Source organism: Bradyrhizobium sp. PRIMUS42, from assembly GCF_023006515.1.
GTDB lineage: Bacteria > Pseudomonadota > Alphaproteobacteria > Rhizobiales > Xanthobacteraceae > Bradyrhizobium.
Map to the genome: position 1 here is coordinate 1 of NZ_JALBGZ010000012.1, position 22,966 is coordinate 22,966.

Below are 22,966 nucleotides of genomic sequence, written 5' to 3' on the forward strand. Positions count from 1 at the left end.
AGCGGCGATGCTGTCGCAGATGGTGCCGCGGCCGACGCCGAAGCAAGCGCAGACGATCGGCCCGGTCGAGGCAGTCCCCTCCGTCGACTTGCCCGACAGCAGCAAGCGGCGTTGATCGTCGGTGACATGATCGGCCGCAAAGGCACTTCTGACCACCTCCCAATCGCCGGCGTCGTGCCCGGGGCCGACGAACAGGCAGGCCTCGATGCGATCGCCGGCAAACGAAGCCGCGCGATAGATGCCGCCGCCGAAATCGCGATATTCGGCGACGTCCTCGCCGGCAACGCCGTCGAGCCAGGCCGGCCAGCGCGACAGATCGGCGTTGTCGGCGAACAGATAACCGAAGCCCCCCGCAACCGTGACGCGAGCCCACAACAGGTTCGGCGGCAGATCGAGCTGCCTGCGCGACAGTGCGAAACCGCGGAAGACGTATTCGTAAGGTGCAATCGCAGCCGGCGTCGCCTTGGACTCGGGTTGGCCCGAGAACGGGTCAGTGAACGACTGCACCAGCGACCCGACGCGGCCATGCGAGCTATTCATCGCGCTCCAGTGGATCGGGACGAAAAGCGCGCCGCGCTGCTGGCGGTCGCTGACCACGGCCTTCAGGATGCACTGGCCGTAATCGGTGGTGATGCGGGCGTAGCCGTCGTGGACGATGCCATATTTGCTGGCGTCATCGGGGTGAAGCTCGACGAAGGGCTCGGGCAGGTGCGCGCCCAGCCGCTGGCTGAGGCCGGTGCGCGTCATGGTGTGCCACTGGTCGCGGATGCGTCCGGTGTTGAGTCTGAGTGGACGCGAGGCACCGGTCTCGCTGCGCAGCGACGGCACCTCCGGGGCGACGAAGCGGCCCTTGCCGTCATTGGTGAAGAAGCCGCCCTTCGCAAAGAAACGCTCGCCGGGCGCCTCGCCTTCGCGCACCGGCCACTGCACTGGCTTCAAGGCATCGAAGCCTTCGTCCGACAACTCGGTCAGCGCGCCGATGTCGAAATCGCGACTGCCCTCGTTCTCGAAGGCCGAGAGTGCGGCGTGCTCACGAAAGATATCGGCGGCGGATTTGTAATTGAAGCTGTCGCCGAAGCCGAGACGTTTGGCGGTCTCGCTCAAAATCCACCAATCGGGGCGGGCCTCGCCCGGCGCCGGCAGGAACGAACGCTGGCGCGAGATGCGGCGTTCGGAATTGGTCACCGTGCCCGACTTCTCGCCCCATGCGAGAGCCGGCAGCAGCACATGCGGTCCGGCCTCGACCGTGTCGTTGGAGAGCACGTTCTCGGAGACCACGAACAATTCGAGTTTCTTCAGCGCTTCGCGCACGAAATCGGCATCGGGCAGCGACACCGCCGGGTTGGTGCCCATCACCCAGAGCGCCTTGACCTCGCCGCGGTTGATGGCCTCGAACAGCTGCACCGCCTTCAACCCCTCGTGGGTGGCGATGTGCGGCGCCTTCCAGAACCGCCTGACGCGATCGATGTCGGGCGGCGTGAAGCCCATGTGGGCTGCCAGCATATTGGCGAGGCCGCCGACCTCGCGGCCGCCCATCGCGTTGGGCTGACCGGTGAGCGAGAACGGCGAGGCGCCCGGCTTGCCGATGCGCCCGGTGGCGAGATGGCAATTCAGGATCGCGTTGACCTTGTCAGTGCCCTGCGCCGACTGGTTGACGCCCTGCGAGTAGAGCGTGACGACGCGCTCGGTGTCGCGGAACATCTTGAAGAAGGTGGCGACGTCCTGCTCGGAGAGGCCCGTGGCGAGTGCGGTCGCGGTGACGCTGCCGGCGATGTTGCGCGCGCGCGCCAGCGCGTCATCAAAACCCGACGTGCTCTGCGCGATATACTCCCGGTCCAACGCACCATTGTCGGCGAGATGGACGAACAGGCCGGAAAACAGCGCGGTATCCGTGCCGGGCTTGAGCCCCAGGAACAGGTCGACGTCATCAGCCGTGTCGGTGCGGCGCGGATCGATCACGATCATGCGCGCGCCGCGCTCCCCTCGGTTCTTCAGCATGCGCTGGAACAGCACCGGATGGCACCAGGCCGCGTTCGAGCCGACGAAGACGAGCAAATCGGCCTGATCGAGGTCCTCGTAGCAGCCGGGCACCGTGTCGGCGCCGAAGGCGCGGCGATGGCCGGCGACCGATGACGACATGCAGAGCCGCGAATTGGTATCGACATTCGCCGTGCCGACAAAGCCCTTCATCAGCTTGTTGGCGATGTAATAGTCCTCGGTCAGCAGCTGGCCGGAGAGATAGAACGCGACCGCATCGGCGCCGTCGCGGGCCACGATGTGCTGCATGCGGTGGGCAACGTGGTCGAGCGCATCGCTCCAGGCCACGCGCTCCAGCACCCCCTTGCAGCGGATCATCGGGTAGAGCAGACGGCCTTCCAGCCCGACGGTCTCACCGAGCGCGGAGCCCTTGGAGCACAGCCGGCCGAAATTGGCGGGATGATCAGGGTCACCGGCGATCGCCGCGCCACCCTTGCCGTCGGGCGTCGCCAACACACCGCAGCCGACGCCGCAATAGGGACAGGTCGTCTTGGTGGCACGAAGCGTGGGGTCGATCGCCGTCATATCAGGCTGCTTTCGAAGGAAGCGCGAGCGCGCGGCCGAACATCATGTCGGTGCGGATGGCCGCCACCTTGTCGCGATTGCGGATCAGCTCGAGGTACCAGAGCGCATCGGCGGTATCGCCGATCAGCACGGCGCCGGTGAGCCGTCCGCCGGCGATCACGAGCTTCTTGTAGGTGCCGCGCCTGCGATCGGTCAGCACGAGGCTCTCGCTGCCCTCCCCGCCCATGAAGTCGCCCGCCGAGAACACGCTGACGCCGGAGACCTTCAGATTGGTCGAGACCACGCTGCCCTGATAGGAAGCAGGACGTCCGGCGAGATGCCGCGCCAGCACCCGCGCCTGCTCATAGGCGGGCTCGACCAGGCCATAGCAGGTGCCGCGATGCTCGGCGCATTCGCCAAGCGCGAAGATGTCGGGCGAGGACGTCTGCATGACGTCGTTGACGACGATGCCGCGGTTGACCGCGATCCCCGCCTCTTTCGCCAGCGCCGCGCTCGGCTTGATGCCCGCCGCGAAGATCACGGCGTCGGCCTCGATGCGGCTGCCGTCGGCAAGCTCGACGGCTTCGACATGACCATCGCCATGGATGCGTGCGGTCGAGGCGTTGAGCAGGATGCGGATGCCTTTGCGCTCGACCAGCGTCTTGAGCAGATCGGCGGCCGACCCATCGAGCTGACGCTCCATCAGCCGGTCCATGAGGTGCAGCAGCGTCACCGGCGCGCCGGCCTTGGCGAGGCCGTAGGCTGCTTCAAGTCCGAGCAGCCCGCCGCCGACGACGACGACGCGCTTCTTCGCTGCAGCCAACGTCAGCAACAGGTCGACATCGCGGGTGTCGCGAAAGGTGTGCACGCCGGCGAGATCGGCGCCGGGGACGTTCAGCCGCAGCGCCGTCGACCCCGTGGCGAGCACGAGCTTGGAATATTCCATGCTCTCTTCGCCTTCGATCTTCAGCTCGCGGCGGCCGACATCGATTTCGGTGACGCGATAGCCGTAGCGCACCGTAACGCCGCGATGGCGCCACCAATCAGCCGGCCGGAGCTCGATCTCGTGCGAGCCGGTCTCGCCGGCCAGCACGGATGAGAGCAGCACGCGGTTGTAAGCGAGCCGCGGTTCCTCACCGATCACGGCGACCGCGTAGCGGCCGAGCGCGGTCTTGGCGAGCTCGTCGACCAGACGTGCGGCCGCCATACCGTTACCGACGATGACCAGCGGTTCACTCACGAGACATCTCCTATTCAGCGGCCTGCGCTTGCGCGCCGTAGGCCTCGGACATCATGTAGCCAGACAGCACGCCATAGACATCTGTCCACGCTCTTGCGAGTTCAGGCGTCCAGTCCTCACCGAGCCCCTTCTCCAGCGTCCAAAGCAGGGCCGCACCGACCACGGGATAGTGCTCGGCCTTGGCGCCATAGGCGACGTGGCGCTTGGCGAGCTTGGAGGCCGCAGGAAGAATCGAGTCGAGGTTCGACAGGCCACCGACGACGGCGGCGAGCATGCCCATCAGCTTCTTCCGCTGCTCGGTCATGTCCTCGGGAAACATTGCGCGCACGGACGGCGCCACCTCGAACAGACGATTGTAGAACAGCACCGCGGCCTGCTCCGATATCGGTGCGACCTTGGCGAAGCTCTGCTGGACGAGGGTGATCTGTTCGGGCGTCATGATGTTATCCTGTCTGTTTCGGTTTGCCTTGGTGCGCGCCGTTGCGAACAAGGTTCATGGGTCAAACGTCATCAGAGAGTCTTCTCCCCGCGTACGGGGAGAAGCGAGATTCATACCAAGTATCAGACTCGCGCTTCGGCAAGGCTTGAGGCGCCTTCGCCCTGCGGGCTGCGACGCAGATAGAACCACCAGGTCAGTGCGAGGCAGGTGGCGTAGAAGGCGAGATAGATCACGAGCGCGAGCTGCGGCCCGCCGGTCAGGGCGATCGACTTGCCGAAACCGGTCGGGATCAGATAGCCACCGACGGCGCCGATAGCGCCGATGAAGCCGACCGCTGCACCGCTCTCGATGCTCGCCGTCTTGAGCGCCACCGCGCGCGCCGCATCGCCTTTGCCGCGCACCTTGAACAGGTTCTCCTCGCGGAAGATCGAGGGGATCATGCGATAGGTCGAGCCGTTGCCGATACCCGTCGTCACGAACAAGATCAGGAACATCGACAGGAAGCCGATGAAATCCTTCTGCCCGACGAAGTAGAGCACGCCGACCGTCGCGCCCGCCATCACGATGAAATTCCAGAACGTGATGATCGAGCCGCCGATCCTGTCGGCAAGCCAGCCGCCGAGCGGACGCGACAGCGAGCCGACCAGCGGCCCGAGGAACGCGATCGCGATCGTGACTTGCGGGAACTGCGTCTTGATCAGCAGCGGGAACGCGGCGGAGTAGCCGATGAAGGATCCGAACGTGCCGATATAGAGATACGCCATGATCCAGGTGTGCTTGCGCTTGACGATCGCGAGCTGGTTCTTCACCGACGATTTCGCCGTGGTGAGATTGTTCATGAAGAACACCGCACCGAACACCGCGATCGCGATCGGCAGCACCCACATCAGGCCGGCATTCTGCAGGAAGATGCCGTCGACGGGCGTTGCCTGGAACAGGTTGAACACGGCGAGCGTCATCAGGATCGGGGTCAGCAGCTGCACGCTGGAGACACCGATATTGCCACCGGCCGCGTTCAGGCCGAGCGCCCATCCCTTCATCCGGTCGGGGAAGAAGAAGGAGATGTTGGTCATGCTGGAGGCGAAGTTGCCGCCACCGAGACCCGCGGTCGAGGCGATCAACAGCATCAGCCAGAACGGCGTGTCGGGCTGGCTCACGAAATAGGCAAGCGACAACGTCGGAATGAACAGGATCGCCGCACTGAAGATGGTCCAGTTGCGGCCGCCGAACGTCGTCACGGCGAATGTATAGGGAAAGCGCATCAATGCGCCGATCAGGCCCGGCACCGCAACGAGCTGGAACAGCTGGTCGGTGGTGTAGTGGAAGCCCGCCTGCGGCAGCTTGGTGGTGACGATGCTCCAGATCAGCCAGACCGAGAAGCCGATATGCTCGGCCACGATCGACCAGATTAGATTGCGTCGCGCGATAGTCTTGCCAGTCGCATTCCAGAACGCCTCATCTTCGGGGCGCCAGTCTGAAATCCACGTAGGATTCTTCGTCATTGAGTATCCCTTCTAGGCTCACCGCTGCGTCGTTGCAGGCTCTGCCTCACATGGAGGCGCGCTCCGAGGCTTCACCCCGGTGGCGAGTTCACGATGCTGATTGATGGTGTTGAGGGACGTCGTCGTTGGCGTCGCGCAAAGGCATTTCAATTTCCGTGCCAATTGCGCGCACGCTGGAAATACAGGGATTTCAGGACGTTATTCGTATTGCCAGAATTTATTGCAGGGCTTTTCCGCTCGCAAAATTTGCGATTCGCTCAATCCTTGTGCGACGCACAAGGATTGAGCGGGATGTCGATTAATTAGGCGCGCGCATGTCTCGCGTTAACATTTGATTTACGCGGCCTCGACGAAGCGATGACGCTCGTAAAGGAATTCGAGCACGCGCTGCCGGCACTTCAAATAGGTGGCGTTGGTCGCGAGCTCGAGCCGCTTGCGCGGACGCGCCAGCGGTACCTCCAGCACCTCGCCGATGCGCGCGCTCGGCCCATTGGTCATCATCACGATGCGGTCGGACAACAGCACGGCCTCGTCGACGTCGTGGGTGATCATCAAAATGGTGTTGCCGAGCTTCTGATGCAGCGCCATTACGGAGTCCTGCAGATGTGCGCGGGTCAGCGCGTCGAGCGCGCCGAACGGCTCGTCGAGCAGCAGCACCTTCGGCTCCATCGCCAGCGCCCGCGCAATGCCGACGCGCTGCTTCATGCCGCCGGAGATTTCGGATGGGCGCTTGTCCCTGGCATGGGCCATCTGCACGAGGTTGAGATTGTGCATCACCCAGGCGTCGCGCTCGGCGCGGGACTTGGTCTTGGCGAAGACCTTGTCGACGCCGAGCCTGACGTTCTCGTAGACGGTGAGCCAGGGCAGCAGGCTATGGTTCTGGAACACCACGGCGCGGTCGGGCCCCGGCGAGTTGACCTCGCGGTTTTCGAGTAGCACGCCGCCGGTGGTGGCGCCTGTCAGTCCTGCAATGATGTTGAGCAGGGTCGACTTGCCGCAGCCGGAATGGCCGATGATCGAGACGTATTCGCCCTTCTCGATCGTCAGGTTGATCTCCTTGAGCACCTCGGTGGTCGCGGCGCCGCGGGTAAAGACCTTGTCGATATGGTCGAGCTTCAGATAAGCGGTCATGTGCCCCTCTCCTTCAATTCTGCGCGGTGCCGCGGGTGACGACCTTGCCAAGACCCGCGATCAGGCGGTCCAGCACGAAGCCGACGATGCCGACATAGAACAGCGCCAGGATGATCTCGCTGATATGAGAGGAGTTCCAGGCGTCCCAGATGAAGAAGCCGATGCCGACGCCGCCGATCAGCATTTCCGCCGCGATGATAGCGAGCCATGACAGCCCGATGCCGATGCGCAGGCCCGTGAAGATGTAAGGCGCGGCCGCCGGGATCATGATCTTGGCGAAGAACTCGAGCGGGTTGAGCTGCACCACCGCGGCGACGTTGCGATAGTCCTGCGGGATGTTGCGGATGCCGACCGCGGTATTGATGATGATCGGCCAGATCGAGGTGATGAAGATGACGAAGATCGCCGAGGGCTGGCCGTCACGGAACGCCGCGAGCGACAGCGGCAACCAGGCCAGCGGCGGGATGGTGCGCAGCCTGGAACAGCGGATCGAGCCCGCGCATCGCCCAGACCGACTGTCCGACCAGCACGCCGAGCGCGATGCCGGCGATCGCGGAGAGCGAATAGCCGAAGGCGACGCGCTGCAGGCTGGCAGAGAGATGCCAGAACAGGCCCTTGTCGATGCCGCCATGGTCGAAGAACGGATCGAGGATCAGCTCCTTGGTGTCCTTGAACACCTTCGATGGCGGCGGCAGTGCCGAGCCGGCACGGCGGCAGATCAGCTCCCAGACCAGCGTCAGCAGCGCGATCACGACCAGGGGCGGGATCACGCGCACGGCGGTCTCCCTTGCCATGCGTGCGTAGGCTTCCGTGCGCGGGGGACGCTTTGGCGTCATCGCAACGACCGGCGCGGCACTGGCCGCAGGCGTCGCGGTCTCGATCTCAATTTTGGCGGCAGGCATATTCATCGCAATATCTCTCCGGCTGCAAAAGGCGATGCGGCCGCCCAAGGGCGGCCGCTGGGTCCATCAGACTTCGACGCGCTTGATCGCGAGCGATTTCAGATAGGCAGCCGGATTTTCCGGATCGAACACCTTGCCGTCGAAGAAGGTCTCCTTGCCGCGCGAGGTGGAGGTTGGAATGTCGGAGGCCGCGACACCGAGCGTCTTGGCCGCATCGCGCCACATGTCCTCGCGGTTGACCTTGGCGATCAGCGCCTTGCTGTCGAAGCCGGCTTCGTATTTGCCCCAGCGGATGTCCTCGGTCATGAACCAGAGATCGTGGCTCTGGAACGGATAGGAGGCATGGTCGCGCCAGTACTTCATGATGTGCGGCGAGTTCTCGACCACCTTGCCGGGGATGCCGTAGTCGAACTTGCCCTTGGCGCGATCGGCAATGTCCTCGACCGGGCAGTTGATCCACTGGCGCTTGGCCATGATGGTGGCGAGCTCTTCCTTGTTCTCCATCTTGTCGGCCCATTGCTGCGCCTCCATCACCGCCATCAGGATCGCCTTCGCAGCCTTCGGGTTCTTGTCGACCCAGGCCGCGCGCATGCCGAGCGACTTTTCGGGATGCTTGCTCCAGATCTCGCCGGTGTTGACGGCGGTATAGCCGATGCCCTGATGGACGAGCTGGCCTGGCCATGGTTCGCCGACGCAGAAGGCGTCCATGGTGCCGACCTTCATGTTGGCCACCATCTGCGGCGGCGGCACGGTGATGGTCTCGACGTCCTTGTCGGGATCGATCCCGCCGGCCGCGAGCCAATAGCGGACCCAGAGATCGTGCGTGCCGCCCGGGAAGGTCATCGCGACCTTGACCGACTTGCCCTCGGCCTTCTTCTTCTCGAACGCCGTCTTGAGCGGCGCCGCGTCGGTACCGATCTTGAGATCGGCGTATTCCTTGGCGACCGAGATGCACTGCGCATCGAGATTGAGCCGCGCCAGGATGTACATCGGCGTCGGCTGGCTGTTCTGCGTCACCTTGCCGGCCGAGATCAGGTACGGCATGGGGGTGAGGATGTGCGCGCCGTCGATCCCGTTGCCTTCGGAGCCGAGCACGAGATTGTCGCGCGTGGTGCCCCAGGAAGCCTGCTTCTGCACGTCGGTGTCGGGCACGCCATATTTGGCGAATAGGCCCTTGTCCTTGGCGACGAAGAGCGGGCCGGCATCGGAGAGCGCGATGAAGCCGAGCTTGGCGCCCTTGACTTCGGGGCCTGCGTCCTGCGCGAACGCGCCGGCGGGGAAATTCAGTTTTGCTGCGGCGAGAAGTGCGGCGGTCGAGCCGGTGGCTTTCAACAATTGACGGCGGCTGAGGCCCGTCTCCGAGGGCCGGCGGGTGCGCTTGGTCATAGGCAGTGTCGTCCTTTGCATCGTTGCAGAATTGATGGCGTCAGTGCACGCGAGCAGCCCGTCCGTCCGGCGGCGCCGTCTTTGGCGCATGCCAACGCACGACGGGGGAGACCCCCGCCTGGTGGCGTCGGCAAGTCGGATGAGAAGTCTCGCGGGACGGCTTCAATGGCGTCGGCATGGAACTATTCAAGCTTCGTGCCAAGCCCGACGGATAAAAAAACAAATGACAATCAACGTGTTATCGAAATTGCGGCAGGCCGTCGCGTATCCGTCGCGCATGTGAAACTTGCGGCCTGCTCAATCCTTGTGCGACGCACAAATCTTGTGCATGCGATCAAGCAGGAAGCCGACAAGCGCTGCATCGGCGGATCGACCTGAGAAGCATCCAGTTGATATCCTTAGATTTTCCCTATTTTGACGACGCGGCACGCAACTTGCTTCTCCTTGGACGTCAACGAAGACTGCGGCTTGCCGCATTGTTGCAGCCTCTGGCGGCTGCATTCGGAAGCTCAACTGCTTCGCGGCCCTCTCCGGCTCAGTCCTCGTGACGCGATTCCCAAGGCTTCCAAACTTTCAATAGCCCTCGTGCGCGGCAGGCCGGCCCGCACGGCCAAAGATGTTCAGTCGCGCTCTCGCCAGGGCGTGTCGATCTCACTTACGAAGCAAAAGGAACCATTGATGTCGTATCTCGCGCCTTCGGAATTCGTCACCAAGATGGTGGATGCGGGCGAGTCCAAGATCTTCATGTCCACCCGGGATACCATCATCCGCGCCTACATGGCCGGCGCCATCCTCACGCTCGCGGCATGGTTCGCCGTCACGATCAACGTGAATACCGGCCAGCCGCTGATCGGCGCACTCCTGTTTCCGGTCGGCTTCGTCATGCTGTACCTCCTGGGCTTCGATCTCCTGACCGGCGTGTTCGTGCTCTCGCCGCTCGCCCTGATCGACAAGCGTCCTGGCGTCACGATCGGTGGCGTGCTGCGCAACTGGGGCCTCGTCTTCGTCGGCAATTTCGCCGGCGCCTTCACCGTCGCCTTCATGATGGCCTTCGTCACCACCTTCGGCTTCTCGCAGCCGCCGGACAAGGTCGGCACCGCGATCGGAATCATCGGCGAAAGCCGGACGCTCGGCTACGCCGCCCATGGTGCGGCCGGCATGGCGACGCTGTTCCTGCGCGGCATGCTCTGCAACTGGATGGTCTCGACGGGAGTCGTCGGCGCCATGATCTCGACCTCGGTCTCCGGCAAAGTCATCGCCATGTGGATGCCGATCCTGGTGTTCTTCTACATGGTGTTCGAGCATTCCGTCGTGAACATGTTCTTGTTCCCGTCCGGCCTGCTGCTCGGCGCAAAGTTCTCCATCTTGGATTACCTGATCTGGAACGAGATCCCGACCGTGCTCGGCAACCTCGTCGGTGGCCTCGCCTTCACCGGCATGACGCTCTACACCACGCATGTCATGACCTTGCCGAAGCGCCAGGCCGACAAGGCTGCGAAGCCCCGCGTCGCGGCCTGATCGAATACGTCTCGACAAGGGAGCCTTGCCCAAGCAGGGTGAGGCTCCCTTCTCCTGGTGATGACGATGTCCCGCGGACTCCTGATCTCGGTTGGCCAGCATTCCGACAAGGGTCGCAAGCCCGTCAACCAGGACTTTCACGGCGTCCTCATTCCGGAGGAGCCGCTGCTCAGCCTGAAGGGCATCTCGGCCGTCCTCGCCGACGGCATCTCCTCTAGCACGGTGAGCCAGATCGCCAGCGAGTCGGCGGTCAAGAGCTTCCTGATGGACTATTATTGCACGTCGGAATCCTGGACGGTGAAGACGTCCGCCCGCCGTGTGCTGGATGCCACCAATTCCTGGCTGCACGCGCAGACGCGCAAGAGCCAATACGCCTATGACCGCGACAAGGGCTATGTCTGCACCCTCAGCGCCATGGTCATCAAGGCGACCACCGCGTACATCTTCCATGTCGGCGATTGCCGCATCTACCGCGTCGCCGGCAAGGCGCTCGAGCAGCTGACCGACGATCACCGCATCATCGTGTCCTCGGAGCAGACCTATCTCGGCCGCGCGCTCGGCATCAATCCGCAGCTCGAGATCGACTATCAGGCGTTCGAGGTCGAGGCCGGCGACATTTTCCTGCTGGCGACTGACGGTGCCTACGAATTCGTCGACGCGCGCTTTGTCACCAGCGCGCTGAACGAGCATGCAGCCGATCTCGACGGGGCGGCCAAGGCCATCGTCGAGGAAGCCTACCGGCGAGGCAGCGACGACAACATCACCGTCCAGATCCTGCGGATCGACGCGGTGCCCCAACGCGAGCCGGCCGGCATCTTCAGTCAGACCTCACAATTGCCGCTGCCGCCGCTGCCGGAGCCGCGCGCGATCTTCGATGGCTACCGGATCGTCAGGGAAATCCACGGCAGCAGCCGCAGCCACATCTATCTCGCCGTCGATGTCGAAACCGAGGAACCGGTCGCGCTCAAGCTGCCGTCGATCGACCTGCGCGACAATGCCGCCTATCTCAAGCGCTTCCTCATGGAGGAGTGGATCGCGCGCCGGATCGACAGCCCGCATGTGCTCAAGCCGCTGTCCCAGTCGCGGCAGCGCAGCTATCTCTACGTCGCGACCGAGTTCGTCGAAGGCCAGACCTTGAAGCAGTGGATGACCGACAATCCGCGCCCCGATCTCGAAACCGTCCGTGGCCTCATCGAGCAGATCGCCGCCGGCCTGCGCGCCTTCCACCGCATGGAGATGCTGCATCAGGACCTCAGGCCCGACAACATCCTGATCGACAAGACCGGCACCGCGAAGATCATCGACTTCGGATCGGTCAGGGTGGCCGGCGTCGCGGAAGCGGCACCGCCGGACGAGGCCGACGAAATCCTGGGCACCGTCCAGTATACGGCGCCGGAGTATTTTCTTGGGCAGGGCGGCACGCCGCGCTCCGACATGTTTTCGCTGGCGGTGATCTGCTACCAGATGCTGACCGGAAAGCTTCCCTACGGCACCCAGGTTGCCAGGATCCGGCGCAAGGCGGACGTGCGCAAGCTCCGGTATCGCCCGGCCGACGACGATCGCAACGTGCCGGCCTGGGTCGACGGCGCGCTCAGGCGCGCGCTGCATCCCGATCCCTACAAGCGGCACGAGGATCTGTCCGAATTTGTCTTCGAGCTTCGCACACCGAATCCGGCGTATCTCGACACGCGGATCACGCCGCTCCTTGAGCGCAGTCCGCTGATGTTCTGGAAGCTGACCTCGGCGGCGCTCGCCTGCGCCGTCGTCGTGCTGCTGGCGCTGCTGCACGCGCGGTAGGGCCTGAGGGCGGAAGCGTCAGCTTCCGGCGCCAAGCGCGGCGAGTGATCGCCCAGAGCGATGTCGAAGATGTTGACTGACTGTGAAGTAGTTTACATCCCGGTGCCCCTGGCCTAGGCTAATGTCGCGGAGGCTTCTTGCTTTGAAGGAGGCATCCAATGCTCGCGGCAATCAAATGGCACTCCCGATATGGCGCTCGTGAATGGGTGATGATGGCTGGGGCGCTTGTCGGTCAACTCCGCGCACCGAATGCAAACCGACAGAACGGTGAGAGCAAGCTACGGCGACCGCTCTGGAAACACTTCGATGACACCCATCATTGGGACTCAACCGCGGAGGAATGGGTCCCCAACCATGATCGGTGATCGTGCAACGCTTCGTACGTCGCACAGGCCGAACTCCGACACTTCAAGATCCTCTCGCTGAGGGGCCTGTCGAGCGGTGCGATCTCGGTTCTTGGCTTTCGGTTGCTCGGACGTCTGTATCACTGACTGGCGCGATCGTCCCTAACTCGTGCCCTACTGGGCTTGATCGTAGGCCTGCAGTATCCGGACAAAATCAGCCATGCTGGATCGATCTCGGTTTTCAGTCATGACCTCAACCTGAGCATCGGACACGGGTTGGCGTCCCTGCCAGAACCGAGTCAGGAGATCGGCGATGTTTCTCATGGCGTACTCTCTGCACCAACCATGGCAATAAGCATCAGTTGAGCGGCGAAGCGCCGCTAGATCGGGAGAAGCGCCGGCGGGCGCTACGCCGCCGGCCTTGTCCCGCAACTGCCGGCTCGCAGGGCCGGTTCCGCTGCTTTCACTCTGGATGTATCGGTAGCACCAAGCACCGGGTCGACGCCACCGCGCGCAGGTATCAAGCGACCATACTTAGGTAGGCTTTTGGGCTAGAGCATGATCCGGAAAAGTGCGTAGCGATTTTCCGGAAAGATCATGCTTCAACAACAACCTAAAGCGCGATGACGATTCTCCTCATTTCATCGCGCTTTAGTGAAGGCCGTCACGCCGGCTCCTCGGCCTTCACCCCCAGCGGTTTCGGCGCCATGCCGCCGCCGGGCTTGAGGTGGAATTCGTAGGTCATCAGGTGCCACTGCCCGTTCGCCTTGGTGCCGTCGGGCATCGTAGCATCGTTGCGCGGCTCGACCTTGGCGACGAGGTCGTCCTTGACCCCGAACACCACGTCGGAATCCAGGTATTTGTCGCCGTCCATGAAGACGTGGGTGATCAGCGGCTCATAGCCCTTCGCATTGACCAGGAAGTGCACATGCGCGGGGCGCATCGGATGGCGCATGGTCTGCACGATCATCTCGCCGACGGGCCCGTCGGTCGGGATCGGATAGCTGCACGGCAAAATGGTGCGGAAGAAGAAGCGGCCGTCATCGTCGGTGATGAAGCGCGCCCGGGCGGAGGCGCCGACCTCGTCATAATTGGCCTTCTGGGAATCGTAGAAGCCGTCGTCATCGGCATGCCAGACGTCGACGGGGACGTTCGCGAGCGGCTTGCCCTTCAAATCCGTGACGCGGCTCTGCACGAACATCCGCTCGCCGGTCTGGTTGTTCGGCGAGATGTCGGTGCCATGCGCCGTCACCTTGTGCTCGCCAACATAGAATGGGCCGAGCACGGTGGTCTGGGTCGCGCCGTCGCGGTCGCGATGGTTGACCGCGTCGACCAGCATGGAGACACCGAGCACGTCGGACAAGAGGATGAACTCCTGGCGGGTGTCGGTGCATTTCTGCCCGGTGCGGGTCAGGAAATCGATGGCGTAGTCCCACTCCTCGAAAGTGAGGCCGGTCTTGCTCACGTAATCGTGCAGCGACTTCACCAATTCCTGGAGCAGGAATTTCGCGCGCGGATTGGGCGTGCTGTCGAAGCTCCTAACGACGGCTTCGGTGAGATCAGTCTCGTTGAACTGCGTCATGATGGCTTGCCCTGTGTTTTTCTCGTTGGCCCCGGGGGCTCCTTGGCGGCGTTCCAGGGGGCAGCCTACACCAGCCGGCCCCCCTGCGTTAAGCGCGAGCGGCTTGGAATGAGGCCGTCATTTGGCTATCAACGGACCGACAAAACTGCCCGGAGGAACTGATGCTTGCCCCTACCCCCGCCTCGCCCGAATCCGTCGGCATGTCCAAGGCCGCACTCGACCGCATCGATGCGCATCTGAAGAGCCGCTACATCGATGCCGGCCGCTTCCCGGGCACGCATCTTCTGGTCTACCGGCGCGGCAAGGTCGCGCACAGCTCGGTTCAGGGCCTTGCCGATGTCGAGCGCAAGCTGCCGGTCAAGGACGACACGATTTACCGCATCTATTCCATGACCAAGCCGCTCACCAGCGTCGCCTTCATGATGCTGGTCGAGCAGGGCCTCGTCGCCATCGACGAGCCCGTCGCAAAATACATTCCGGAATGGAAGGATCTCGGCGTATTCGTCGCCGGCACCTACCCCGCCTTCCTGACCCGGCCGCCCTCGCGGCCGATGCTGATCGTCGATCTCCTGCGCCATACTTCAGGTCTCACCTACGGCTTCCAGCAGCGCTCCAATGTCGACGCCGCCTATCGGGCCGAGAAGATCGGCGAGGTCGAGAAATCAGGTACGCTTCAAACCATGATCGAAGCGCTTGCCAAGATCCCGCTGGAATTCTCGCCGGGCGAGGCCTGGAATTACTCAGTCGCAACCGACGTGCTCGGCTATCTCGTCGGCAAGATCTCCGGCATGCCCTTCGAGCAGTTCCTTAAGTCACGCATTCTCGATCCGCTCGGGATGACCGACACCGACTTCCATGTGCCGGCCTCGAAAGCGCATCGGTTCGCGGCCTGCTATTCCGCCGATCCCGGTGGCGGCATGACCTTCCATGCCGGCCAGCGTCGCGAGGGCCTGACGCTCCAGGACGATCCGACAACGAGCTCCTTCCTGGCGCCTCCCTCCTTCATCTCCGGCGGCGGCGGCCTCTGCTCGACGGTCGCGGATTATCTCACTTTCTGCCGCGCCCTGCTCAACGGCGGCGAACTTGGCGGCGTCAGGCTGATCGGGCCGAAGACGTTGGCGCTGATGACGACCAACCACATTCCGGGCGGCCATGCACTGCCGGAAGTCTCGCGTTCGCTGTTCTCGGAAGCCACCTATAACGGCATCGGCTTCGGCCTCGGCTTTGCCGTGACGATGCGTCCGGCCGAGACGCTGATTGCGGGCAGCCCCGGCGAATACAATTGGGGCGGCGCGGCCACCACCTCGTTCTGGATTGATCCGGCCGAAGAGCTGATCGCGATCTTCATGACGCAGGTGCTGCCGTCGAGCGCCTATCCGCTCCGCCGCGAACTCCGCAGCATGGTCTACGCCGCGATTACCGAGAGCAACCTGTAACCAATCGAACCGATCCCGCGGCCCACGGCCGCGGGATCGCGCCATCAGACGCTCATTTGAGCATTTCCGGCACGATCAGGCGTGGCAGGAACAGCGACACGCTGGGCCAGACGATGACGGCCGCCAGCACGAGCAGCATCGGGATCAGCATGATCACCGTGTCCTTCAGCGCATAGCGCAGCCTCACGCCCGCGATCGAACAGGCGATCATCAGACAGAGGCCATAGGGTGGCGTCACCAGTCCGAAGGCCAGCGATACGATGGAAATGATCGCAAACTGGACCGGATGGAGATCGACCGACTTGGCGAGCGGCTCCAGCACGGTGCCGACGATAATGATGGCGGGGATGGCGTCGAGGAAGCAGCCCACCACCAGGAAGCAGAAGGCGATGAAGAAGCCGGCCGCAACGCTGCCCATGCCCCAGGTCGAGACATTGGCCAGCAGCTCCTGCGGGATCTTGTAATAGGCGAGCAGCCAGCCGAACGCGCTTGCCGTGCCGACGCAGAACAGCGCCACGCCGGCAAGGCGCCCGGTGTCCAGCAGCGCCTTGTACAATTCGCGGATACCCGTCTCGCGGTAGAAGAAAGCCGAGAGCGCTACGGAATAGAGCACGGCGACACAAGCCGACTCTGTCGCGGTGAACCAGCCGAGCAGAATGCCGCCCACGATGATAAACGGCGTCATCAGCGCAGGTATCGACTTCCAGATGGCGCAGCGCATCTCCACCCAGGTCGACTTTGGATAAGTCGGGTAGCCGCGTCGGACGGCGTAGACGTGCACCGTCGCCATCTGCGCGCCCGCGATCAGCAGACCCGGCACGATGCCGGCCAGATACATCGCCGCAATCGAGGTCGAGATCAGCCCGCCCCAGACGATCATGAGGATCGACGGTGGGATGATGACTGCCAGCACCGCGGAAACCGCGGTGATCGCGATCGAGAACGAAAGGTCGTAGCCTTCCTTGGTCTGGGCATCGATGAAGATTTTTGATTGGCTCGCCGCGTCTGCGGTCGACGAGCCCGAGATGCCAGCAAAGAACACCGACAGCACGACGTTGATCTGCGCCAGCGATCCCGGCCAGTGCCCGACCATCGAGCGCGACAGCGTCACCAGACGGTCGGTGATGCCGCCGATGCTCATCAGGTTCGCGGTCAGCAGGAAGAAGGGGACCGCGAGCAGGATGAAGGAGTTGTAGGCGTTGAACGTTTCCTGCGCGAGCATCATCAGCGACAGGTGCGGCTCGATCAGCAAGATCGGGACGCAGGCGAGACCGAGCGCGAAAGCGACTGGCACGCGCACGATGAGCAGGCCGATGAAGACCCCGAACAGCACCATCGCGGCCTGTCCGGCAGAAAGTACATTGCCGCTCATCGCTCTGCCCCAACCAGAATGCGCATCTCATCGATGATCTGTTCACCCGCGAAGATGATCCACGTGACGCCGGCAACGGGCCAGGCGACGTGAATCAGCCAAAGCGGCAGATCGGCCAGTTCAGAGGTCCTGTTCCAGGCGAAGCGGGTGAACTCCAGGCCGGCCACCACGAACACCAGCGCCAGTGCCAGCACGCCAAGGCGCGCCAGGATCCGCACGGCAGCCTCCGACCGCCGCGTCAGGTCCGGCCACACGTCGACCTCGAAATGCTGCGCCTCGCGCACGCCGACCATGGCGCCGATCATGATCGTCCAGACGAACAGGAATCGCGCCATTTCCTCCGTCCAGATGTAGGACGGAATGAGGGGCGTGTAGCGTGAAATGATCTGCAGCGTGACGGGAATGACGAGAATGCCGACGCATATGGCCAGCAGGAATTCCAGGAATTTCGCATAGGCCGCCGTGATGCGACGCCACAGCGACGGTGTGGACGGGACGGGCATTTCAGACATTGGGACTCCGTGCGGCAGTCGTCCGCCATGTCCGGGCAGGAAGCGGGGCCTGCCCGGAAATGCTGTCGGCGGACAGAGCGATCTCAGACGACGTTGATCTTCTCGAAAATGCCTTCCGCACCGATTTCCTTGGCGTAGGTGGCCATCACGGGATCGGCGAGCTTCTTCATGGCGTCCCGCTCCTCGAAGGGGACGCGCTTGAGCTTGCCGGCCTTCTCGAGCGTGTCGAGCTTGACGACCTCTTCGCTCGACTCGAGCTGACGACCATAGTCGCCGGCTTCCTTGCCGGCCTTCATGATCGCGTCCTGCAAATCCTTCGGCAAGGTCTTCAGCGTCTTCACCGAGAAGCAGATCGGCCGGATCGACACGGCGTGCTGGGTCAGGTTGAGATGCGGCGCCACTTCGTAGAACTTCATCGCTTCGACGCCCGCCGCCTCGTTTTCGCCGGCCGATATCACGCCGTTCTGGATCGCGTTGTAGATTTCGTTATAGGCGATCACGGTCGGGCTCATGCCGACGGCCGCAAAGGTCTTCGACCAGATCGGCGCGCCCTGCACGCGAACCTTGAGCCCCTTGAGATCGGCAAGATTCTTGAGCGGCTTGTTGGCGAAGATGTTGCGGATGCCGCCGCCGGAATAACCGATCAGAACCACCTCGGCCTTCGCCGCGACTTCGTCGGCGATCGGCGCCAGGATATTGGCTTCGACGACCTTGTTCATGTGGTCGATGCCCTTGAACACGAAGGGCGCATCGATGAACGGGGCCGCCTTGGCGAAGGTCGACATGTGGGCCGGCGAGACGATGCCGTAATCCACGGCCTTGCCCTGTGACATGTACTCAAAGTATTGCTTCTCGAGACCGAGCGAGGAGTTCCTGTGCAGGGTGAAGTTGACGGGCTTGCCGTAGTACTTCTTCACCAGCTCCTCGAACCGGAGCAGCGCCCGGTTGAAGGCGTGGTCGTCGTTGAACTGCACTGCGCCGTTCAGGGTGATCGGTGCTTGCGCCCTGAGGATCGACGGCATGCCGATCGTAGCCGCCGCGGTGGTCGCACCGATACCAGCGAGAAATGACCTTCGCTTCATCGTCTCCCCTCCCTTTGATGCTCCGCCCCTGTCGCCGGGGCGTGAGCGCAGCCGGTATGCGGCTTGCGAGAGGGAGCGTATGAAAAACCTCGGCGGGACGGAAGTCATTTCGACTGCGCTGGGGGGACTCCTTCGTCGCAGGGCTCCCCCTGCACGACCTGTTGCACTGCAACTCGTGCTCGGGCTGGCGCGGGGCCCACGCTTTCCATTATCCGAAGACTTGCGAGGTCCGAAGACTTACCGGACCTGTGCGCTGCGCGCACAGGCCCGTTCGCCTGCTGATGCAGGCCTAGTGCATATGGCCAATCAGATAAATGCCGCCGCCGATCACCAGAACGGCCGGCACGGCCCACAAAATAAGGACTGGCATTTGTCATCCTCCTCAATTTGACGTGCAGACCTTGACGGTCTTCATGCCGCTTTCGGCTTCGGTCCGCGACTTGTAGATCGTGCCCGACGGGCTGACCACGGTCATGGAGGTCTCTGTCGGCTTCTTGTCGACGACGGTGCACTTCTTGGTCTTGACGTCCTGGACGACATAGAACTCGTCGGCCGCGAACGCCGGTAGGGACAATGCAGCAAGCATCAGCGCTGCGGTCGCTATTTTCACCTTCATTTTCTCCTCCTCCAATGGCCGGGCTTCCGGCCCGGTCCGATCTACAAACGGGAAAAAATGGCAATTTGTTCCTATGCCAGGGAACGCTGTGCACGTACGGCGGTTGAGGAAATCGATTGATCGAGGCGTGGGTGGCGAGTTCAAAGCTGGTGGCCCTCGCCGGCCGCATGACATCGCATCGAGAGGCCCGGGTTTGCAGCTCAGCCTGGCGGCTATCTACATCATGTGTCTACTTCTGACCGCAATGAGCCTGAGCTGATGCGCGGGCATCCCGAACTGCGCTGCAAAATCGCAGCTCTCGGCGGCTTGCAGATGCGAAAACCGTGGCGCCGCGCAAGCCCCGCCCGTATGGTCTTCCCAAAATCATAATCCGGCCCGCTGCGCCGGAACCGGGACGCCTGCGTTTGTCAAAGCTCACCCTGCCGGTCCGGCTCGCTCTTCTCGTCACGGGAACGATGTTGCCGCTGATCGTCTTTGCGGTTGGCATTGTCTTCTACAATTACAAGCAGGACCGAAGCGACGCGACCCGCCGCGTCCTGGAGAACGTGCGCAGCATGCGCCTCGTGCTCGATTCCGAGGTGCAGCGGATGACCGGCGGCCTGCAGGTCCTGGCGTTGACGAATTCACTGCGCAACGACGACTTCCAAAACTTTCGCCGCATCGCCCTCGGCTTCGTCGACCAGTATGGCAAGGGCGGCCTGGTGCTGATCTCCGACCGGAAAGGCCGGCTGTTGTTCTCCTCCGCAACGGAAGACACCGCAAGCCTGCCGCCGCGCGGCCATCTGGAGATCATCGAAAAGGTGTTCGCGACCAGGTCGCCGCAATATTCCGACCTGTTCACAGGCGCGATCAATGGGCGGCAGGTCCTCACCGTCGAGGTTCCGGTGTTCCGCAACGGCGAGGTGATCTACGACCTCTGCTTCAGCCCGCCGATCAGCATCTTTCAGGAACTGGTGGAGAAGCAGCGGCCCGACCAGCTCTGGACCGTCTCTCTGCTCGACACCAAGGGCATCGTATTTGCACGCGCGCCGAACCCCAATGAATCGTTCGGAAAGCGTGCTTCGCCCTCGCTCTATGCCGAGATGTTCGGCCGTAGCGAGGCAGCGCTCCCAACGGTGTCGCTCGACGGCGTCGCCCTTGCCGCTGCCTACACACGATCGCAGCTGACGGGCTGGACTATCGCCGCCGGCGTCGACGAAGGCTCGCTGATCGCACCGCTCTGGCGCAACATCGCGATCACCAGCCTGATCGGCGGCATCCTGCTGCTGACCGGCCTGACCTTCGCGGTCAGGATGGCCACCACGATCGCGCGCGGCGAAATGCTGCACAATCTCCTGATCGAGGAGCTCAACCATCGCGTCAAGAACACGCTGGCTTTGATGCAGGCGATCGCGGTGCAGACCTTCCGCAGCGCCAGCCGGGACGAGCGGACCAAGTTCGAGGGCCGGCTCGGTGCACTGGCCGAAGCGCATAACCTTCTGAGCCAGGAGAAATGGGCGGGCTCCGAACTCCGGGACGTGATCGCCCGCGCCCTTCAGCCTTTCCTTCTCAATGGTCCCGACCGCATCCGCATGGCCGGTCCCGCGGTGCCGCTGTCGCCGCGGCTCGCCGTGGTGCTGTCGATGATCGTGCACGAGATCGCCACCAACGCCGCGAAATACGGCGCGCTATCCAACGAGACCGGCCGGGTGACACTGGACTGGGAGGTCATCACGGAAGCGCCGAAGCCACGGCTGCGGCTGATCTGGACCGAGATCGGTGGACCGCCGGTGACGGCGCCGGTGCAGCGCGGCTTCGGCTCGCGCCTGATCGAGCGCAGCGCGCGCGACCAGCTCGGCGGCGAGGCAACCGTCGACTTCCTGCCGCGCGGCGTCGTCTGCACGGTGATCTGCACGCTTGACGAGGCGCGGTGACCTTGGGATTGGAACGGCACGAGCGTGGCGAGCGCCACATCGCATGGATGATACGGCCGTGAAGCATCCCAATCCAAGGAAGCATCAATGCGGCAGCTCCGCTGGAATCCGGATCGCGCGGGCATTCTATGGATGCTGGCGTCCGCAATTATCGCTGTCGGCATCTTTGCGCTGGTTGCGATATATTTCCCTTTCCTGCCACAGCGAAACGCCGGTGCGGGCTTCGGACCTGATTGGGATTGCACCCCTCACCCCAGCGGCGAACCAACTTGCATTAAGAAAATCGGCCGATAAGTCCGCCTATACGTGCCGTCCCCGGCAATTGAACAATCCAACACTTCCCGGGGTGGGTCCGACCGCAGACGTCTGTCGAGCATCAGGCAATGACGATTGGCCGAAGCAATCATCTTCATTCCCGAACGCCGCCACGGGCGCGCCCTACCCGATCGTCTGCAGCGCCGGAAACGTCTCGAGCAGCCAGATGCTCACATTCGAGACTGCACCGGTGAGGAAGCCGATGCCGGTGATCACCATCAGCACGCCCATGGCGCGCTCGACCGTGACGAGATGGCCCTTCATGCGCGCGAACAGCGCGGAGAACTGTTCGATCATCAGCGCGGCAATCAAGAAGGGAATGCCGAGGCCGGCCGAATAGACCGCGAGCAGGCCGGCGCCCTTCGTCACCGTGGCTTCAGCCGCGGCGATCGAGAGGATCGCGGCGAGGATCGGGCCGATGCAGGGCGTCCAGCCGAAGGCGAAGGCGAGGCCCATGATATAGGCCCCCCAGAGGCCAACAGGCTTGGGGATCGGCAGTCGGCCCTCGCGCATCAACAGGCCGATGCGCGTCAAGCCCAGGAAGTGCAGGCCCATGACGATGATGACGAGGCCGGCGAGGATCGACAGTTCGGCCGACCAGGCGCGGATCAGCCCGCCGATCAGCGAGGCGCTGGCGCCGAGCGCGACGAACACCGTGGAGAAGCCAAGCACGAACAGGAGCGCCGACATCATGATCGCGCGCTTGGAGGTCGAGGCCGGCTCGTCGCTCTCGACATGCTCGATCGTGGCGCCCGTGAGATAGATCAGATACGGCGGAACCAGCGGCAGGACGCAAGGCGAGAGGAAGCTGACGAGGCCGGCAATCAGCGCCGCCGGGATCGAAACATTTTGCATGATGCCGTCTGAGCCATCTCAGGTGCCGGTAGGGCGCGCGGGGGAATGCGTCCGGCCCGGAGCCGAACCGGCTCTGGTGTAGCCGATGCCGGGGAATGCGCAACAGAGGCGCACGAAACCAGGGCTCCTCCCGATGCCGTCTGCGATCACAGGTGCGGCATCGGGACGCGCACAAATCTCGCCAAAAAGCGAAACTCGGCGGCGCGGCTACTTCACCACGCGGAGCAGCGGACGCCGGGGCTGGTCCTGCGTCTGCTTGGAAGGGGACGGCGGTTCGCTCGCGGCGCTCCGCAGCATTTCGTCGCACAGCGCCTTGAGATCGGCGCTGTCAATTCCTTTGAGTTTCATCCTGACGTCGAGGATGGCGATGGACAGCAGCTCGGCCGACTCACGGCTGTCGCACGCGTTGAGAACCCTGCGGCACTCCTCGAGCGTTTCCAGCACCGACTGCAACTGTTCGTCTGAATGCGACACCGGCGTTCT

Annotated in this window: 18 protein-coding genes and 1 pseudogene; 5 read left to right on the top strand and 14 right to left on the bottom strand. The window is 63.4% G+C overall.

Annotated elements, in window-relative coordinates; all coding sequences use genetic code 11:
* The 7 genes and pseudogenes from MOV75_RS02855 to MOV75_RS02885 all read right to left on the bottom strand — a co-directional run.
* On the bottom strand, positions 1-2,562 hold a 2,562-nt coding region (locus tag MOV75_RS02855; RefSeq protein ID WP_247004839.1), incomplete at its 3' end, for a nitrate reductase.
* 1 nt (position 2,563) lies between these two features.
* On the bottom strand, positions 2,564-3,781 hold the full coding sequence (locus MOV75_RS02860; protein ID WP_246916738.1) for an FAD-dependent oxidoreductase: 1,218 nt from the start codon (positions 3,779-3,781) through the stop codon (positions 2,564-2,566).
* A 10-nt stretch (positions 3,782-3,791) separates the two neighbouring features.
* Entirely contained in the window at positions 3,792-4,220 is a 429-nt protein-coding gene (locus MOV75_RS02865; protein ID WP_246916743.1) for a globin family protein, read from the bottom strand.
* Positions 4,221-4,342: 122 nt separating this feature from the next.
* On the bottom strand, positions 4,343-5,722 hold the full coding sequence (locus MOV75_RS02870; RefSeq protein WP_246916746.1) for an MFS transporter: 1,380 nt from the start codon (positions 5,720-5,722) through the stop codon (positions 4,343-4,345).
* A gap of 336 nt (positions 5,723-6,058) precedes the next feature.
* A complete protein-coding gene (locus MOV75_RS02875; protein WP_247004841.1) occupies positions 6,059-6,853 on the bottom strand; it encodes an ABC transporter ATP-binding protein in 795 nt (264 codons plus the stop codon).
* Positions 6,854-6,866: 13 nt separating this feature from the next.
* Positions 6,867-7,761 (bottom strand): annotated as a pseudogene (gene ntrB, locus MOV75_RS02880) (nitrate ABC transporter permease).
* Between the two features lie 60 nt (positions 7,762-7,821).
* Positions 7,822-9,141: a CmpA/NrtA family ABC transporter substrate-binding protein gene (locus MOV75_RS02885; RefSeq protein WP_246916755.1), complete on the bottom strand. Its 1,320-nt coding sequence runs from the start codon at positions 9,139-9,141 to the stop codon at positions 7,822-7,824.
* Positions 9,142-9,306: 165 nt separating this feature from the next.
* Here MOV75_RS02885 and MOV75_RS02890 point away from each other — a divergent pair, with 165 nt between their 5' ends.
* From MOV75_RS02890 to MOV75_RS02900, 3 genes are all read left to right on the top strand, one after another.
* The gene (locus MOV75_RS02890) at positions 9,307-9,519 is read left to right on the top strand and encodes a hypothetical protein (protein WP_246916759.1); all 213 of its coding nucleotides are present in this window, start codon (positions 9,307-9,309) and stop codon (positions 9,517-9,519) included.
* Between the two features lie 300 nt (positions 9,520-9,819).
* Positions 9,820-10,659: a formate/nitrite transporter family protein gene (locus tag MOV75_RS02895; protein ID WP_246916762.1), complete on the top strand. Its 840-nt coding sequence runs from the start codon at positions 9,820-9,822 to the stop codon at positions 10,657-10,659.
* 60 nt (positions 10,660-10,719) lie between these two features.
* Positions 10,720-12,456, top strand: coding sequence for a bifunctional protein-serine/threonine kinase/phosphatase (locus MOV75_RS02900; RefSeq protein WP_246916767.1), 1,737 nt, complete (start codon positions 10,720-10,722; stop codon positions 12,454-12,456).
* Between the two features lie 1,008 nt (positions 12,457-13,464).
* Here the strand turns inward: MOV75_RS02900 and MOV75_RS02905 are convergent.
* Complete coding sequence (locus tag MOV75_RS02905) at positions 13,465-14,382, bottom strand: intradiol ring-cleavage dioxygenase (RefSeq protein WP_246916770.1); 918 nt, start codon at positions 14,380-14,382, stop codon at positions 13,465-13,467.
* Positions 14,383-14,543: 161 nt separating this feature from the next.
* Here MOV75_RS02905 and MOV75_RS02910 point away from each other — a divergent pair, with 161 nt between their 5' ends.
* Positions 14,544-15,818 carry a serine hydrolase gene (locus MOV75_RS02910; RefSeq protein ID WP_246916773.1) on the top strand — a complete coding sequence of 425 codons (1,275 nt, stop codon included), beginning with the start codon at positions 14,544-14,546 and terminating at the stop codon, positions 15,816-15,818.
* A gap of 52 nt (positions 15,819-15,870) precedes the next feature.
* Here the strand turns inward: MOV75_RS02910 and MOV75_RS02915 are convergent, their stop codons facing one another.
* The 4 genes from MOV75_RS02915 to MOV75_RS02930 form a co-directional block, all read right to left on the bottom strand.
* Positions 15,871-17,190 (bottom strand): TRAP transporter large permease, encoded by a 1,320-nt coding sequence (locus MOV75_RS02915; RefSeq protein ID WP_246916776.1) that lies wholly within the window; start codon positions 17,188-17,190, stop codon positions 15,871-15,873.
* Positions 17,187-17,702 carry a TRAP transporter small permease gene (locus MOV75_RS02920; protein ID WP_246916779.1) on the bottom strand — a complete coding sequence of 172 codons (516 nt, stop codon included), beginning with the start codon at positions 17,700-17,702 and terminating at the stop codon, positions 17,187-17,189. The genes MOV75_RS02915 and MOV75_RS02920 overlap by 4 nt, the downstream gene beginning before the upstream one ends.
* 83 nt (positions 17,703-17,785) lie before the next feature.
* Positions 17,786-18,784 (bottom strand): TRAP transporter substrate-binding protein, encoded by a 999-nt coding sequence (locus MOV75_RS02925; RefSeq protein WP_246916782.1) that lies wholly within the window; start codon positions 18,782-18,784, stop codon positions 17,786-17,788.
* 382 nt (positions 18,785-19,166) lie between these two features.
* Positions 19,167-19,400, bottom strand: coding sequence for a hypothetical protein (locus MOV75_RS02930; protein ID WP_246916784.1), 234 nt, complete (start codon positions 19,398-19,400; stop codon positions 19,167-19,169).
* Positions 19,401-19,855: 455 nt separating this feature from the next.
* On the opposite strand from MOV75_RS02930, the gene MOV75_RS02935 reads away from it, so the two are divergent.
* On the top strand, positions 19,856-21,313 hold the full coding sequence (locus MOV75_RS02935; RefSeq protein WP_246916859.1) for a sensor histidine kinase: 1,458 nt from the start codon (positions 19,856-19,858) through the stop codon (positions 21,311-21,313).
* 438 nt (positions 21,314-21,751) lie between these two features.
* On the opposite strand, the gene MOV75_RS02940 is transcribed toward MOV75_RS02935, so the two are convergent.
* Both MOV75_RS02940 and MOV75_RS02945 read right to left on the bottom strand, forming a co-directional pair.
* Complete coding sequence (locus MOV75_RS02940) at positions 21,752-22,483, bottom strand: cytochrome c biogenesis CcdA family protein (protein ID WP_246916787.1); 732 nt, start codon at positions 22,481-22,483, stop codon at positions 21,752-21,754.
* Positions 22,484-22,690: 207 nt separating this feature from the next.
* On the bottom strand, positions 22,691-22,957 hold the full coding sequence (locus MOV75_RS02945) for a hypothetical protein (protein WP_246916790.1): 267 nt from the start codon (positions 22,955-22,957) through the stop codon (positions 22,691-22,693).
* Positions 22,958-22,966 lie beyond the last annotated feature (9 nt).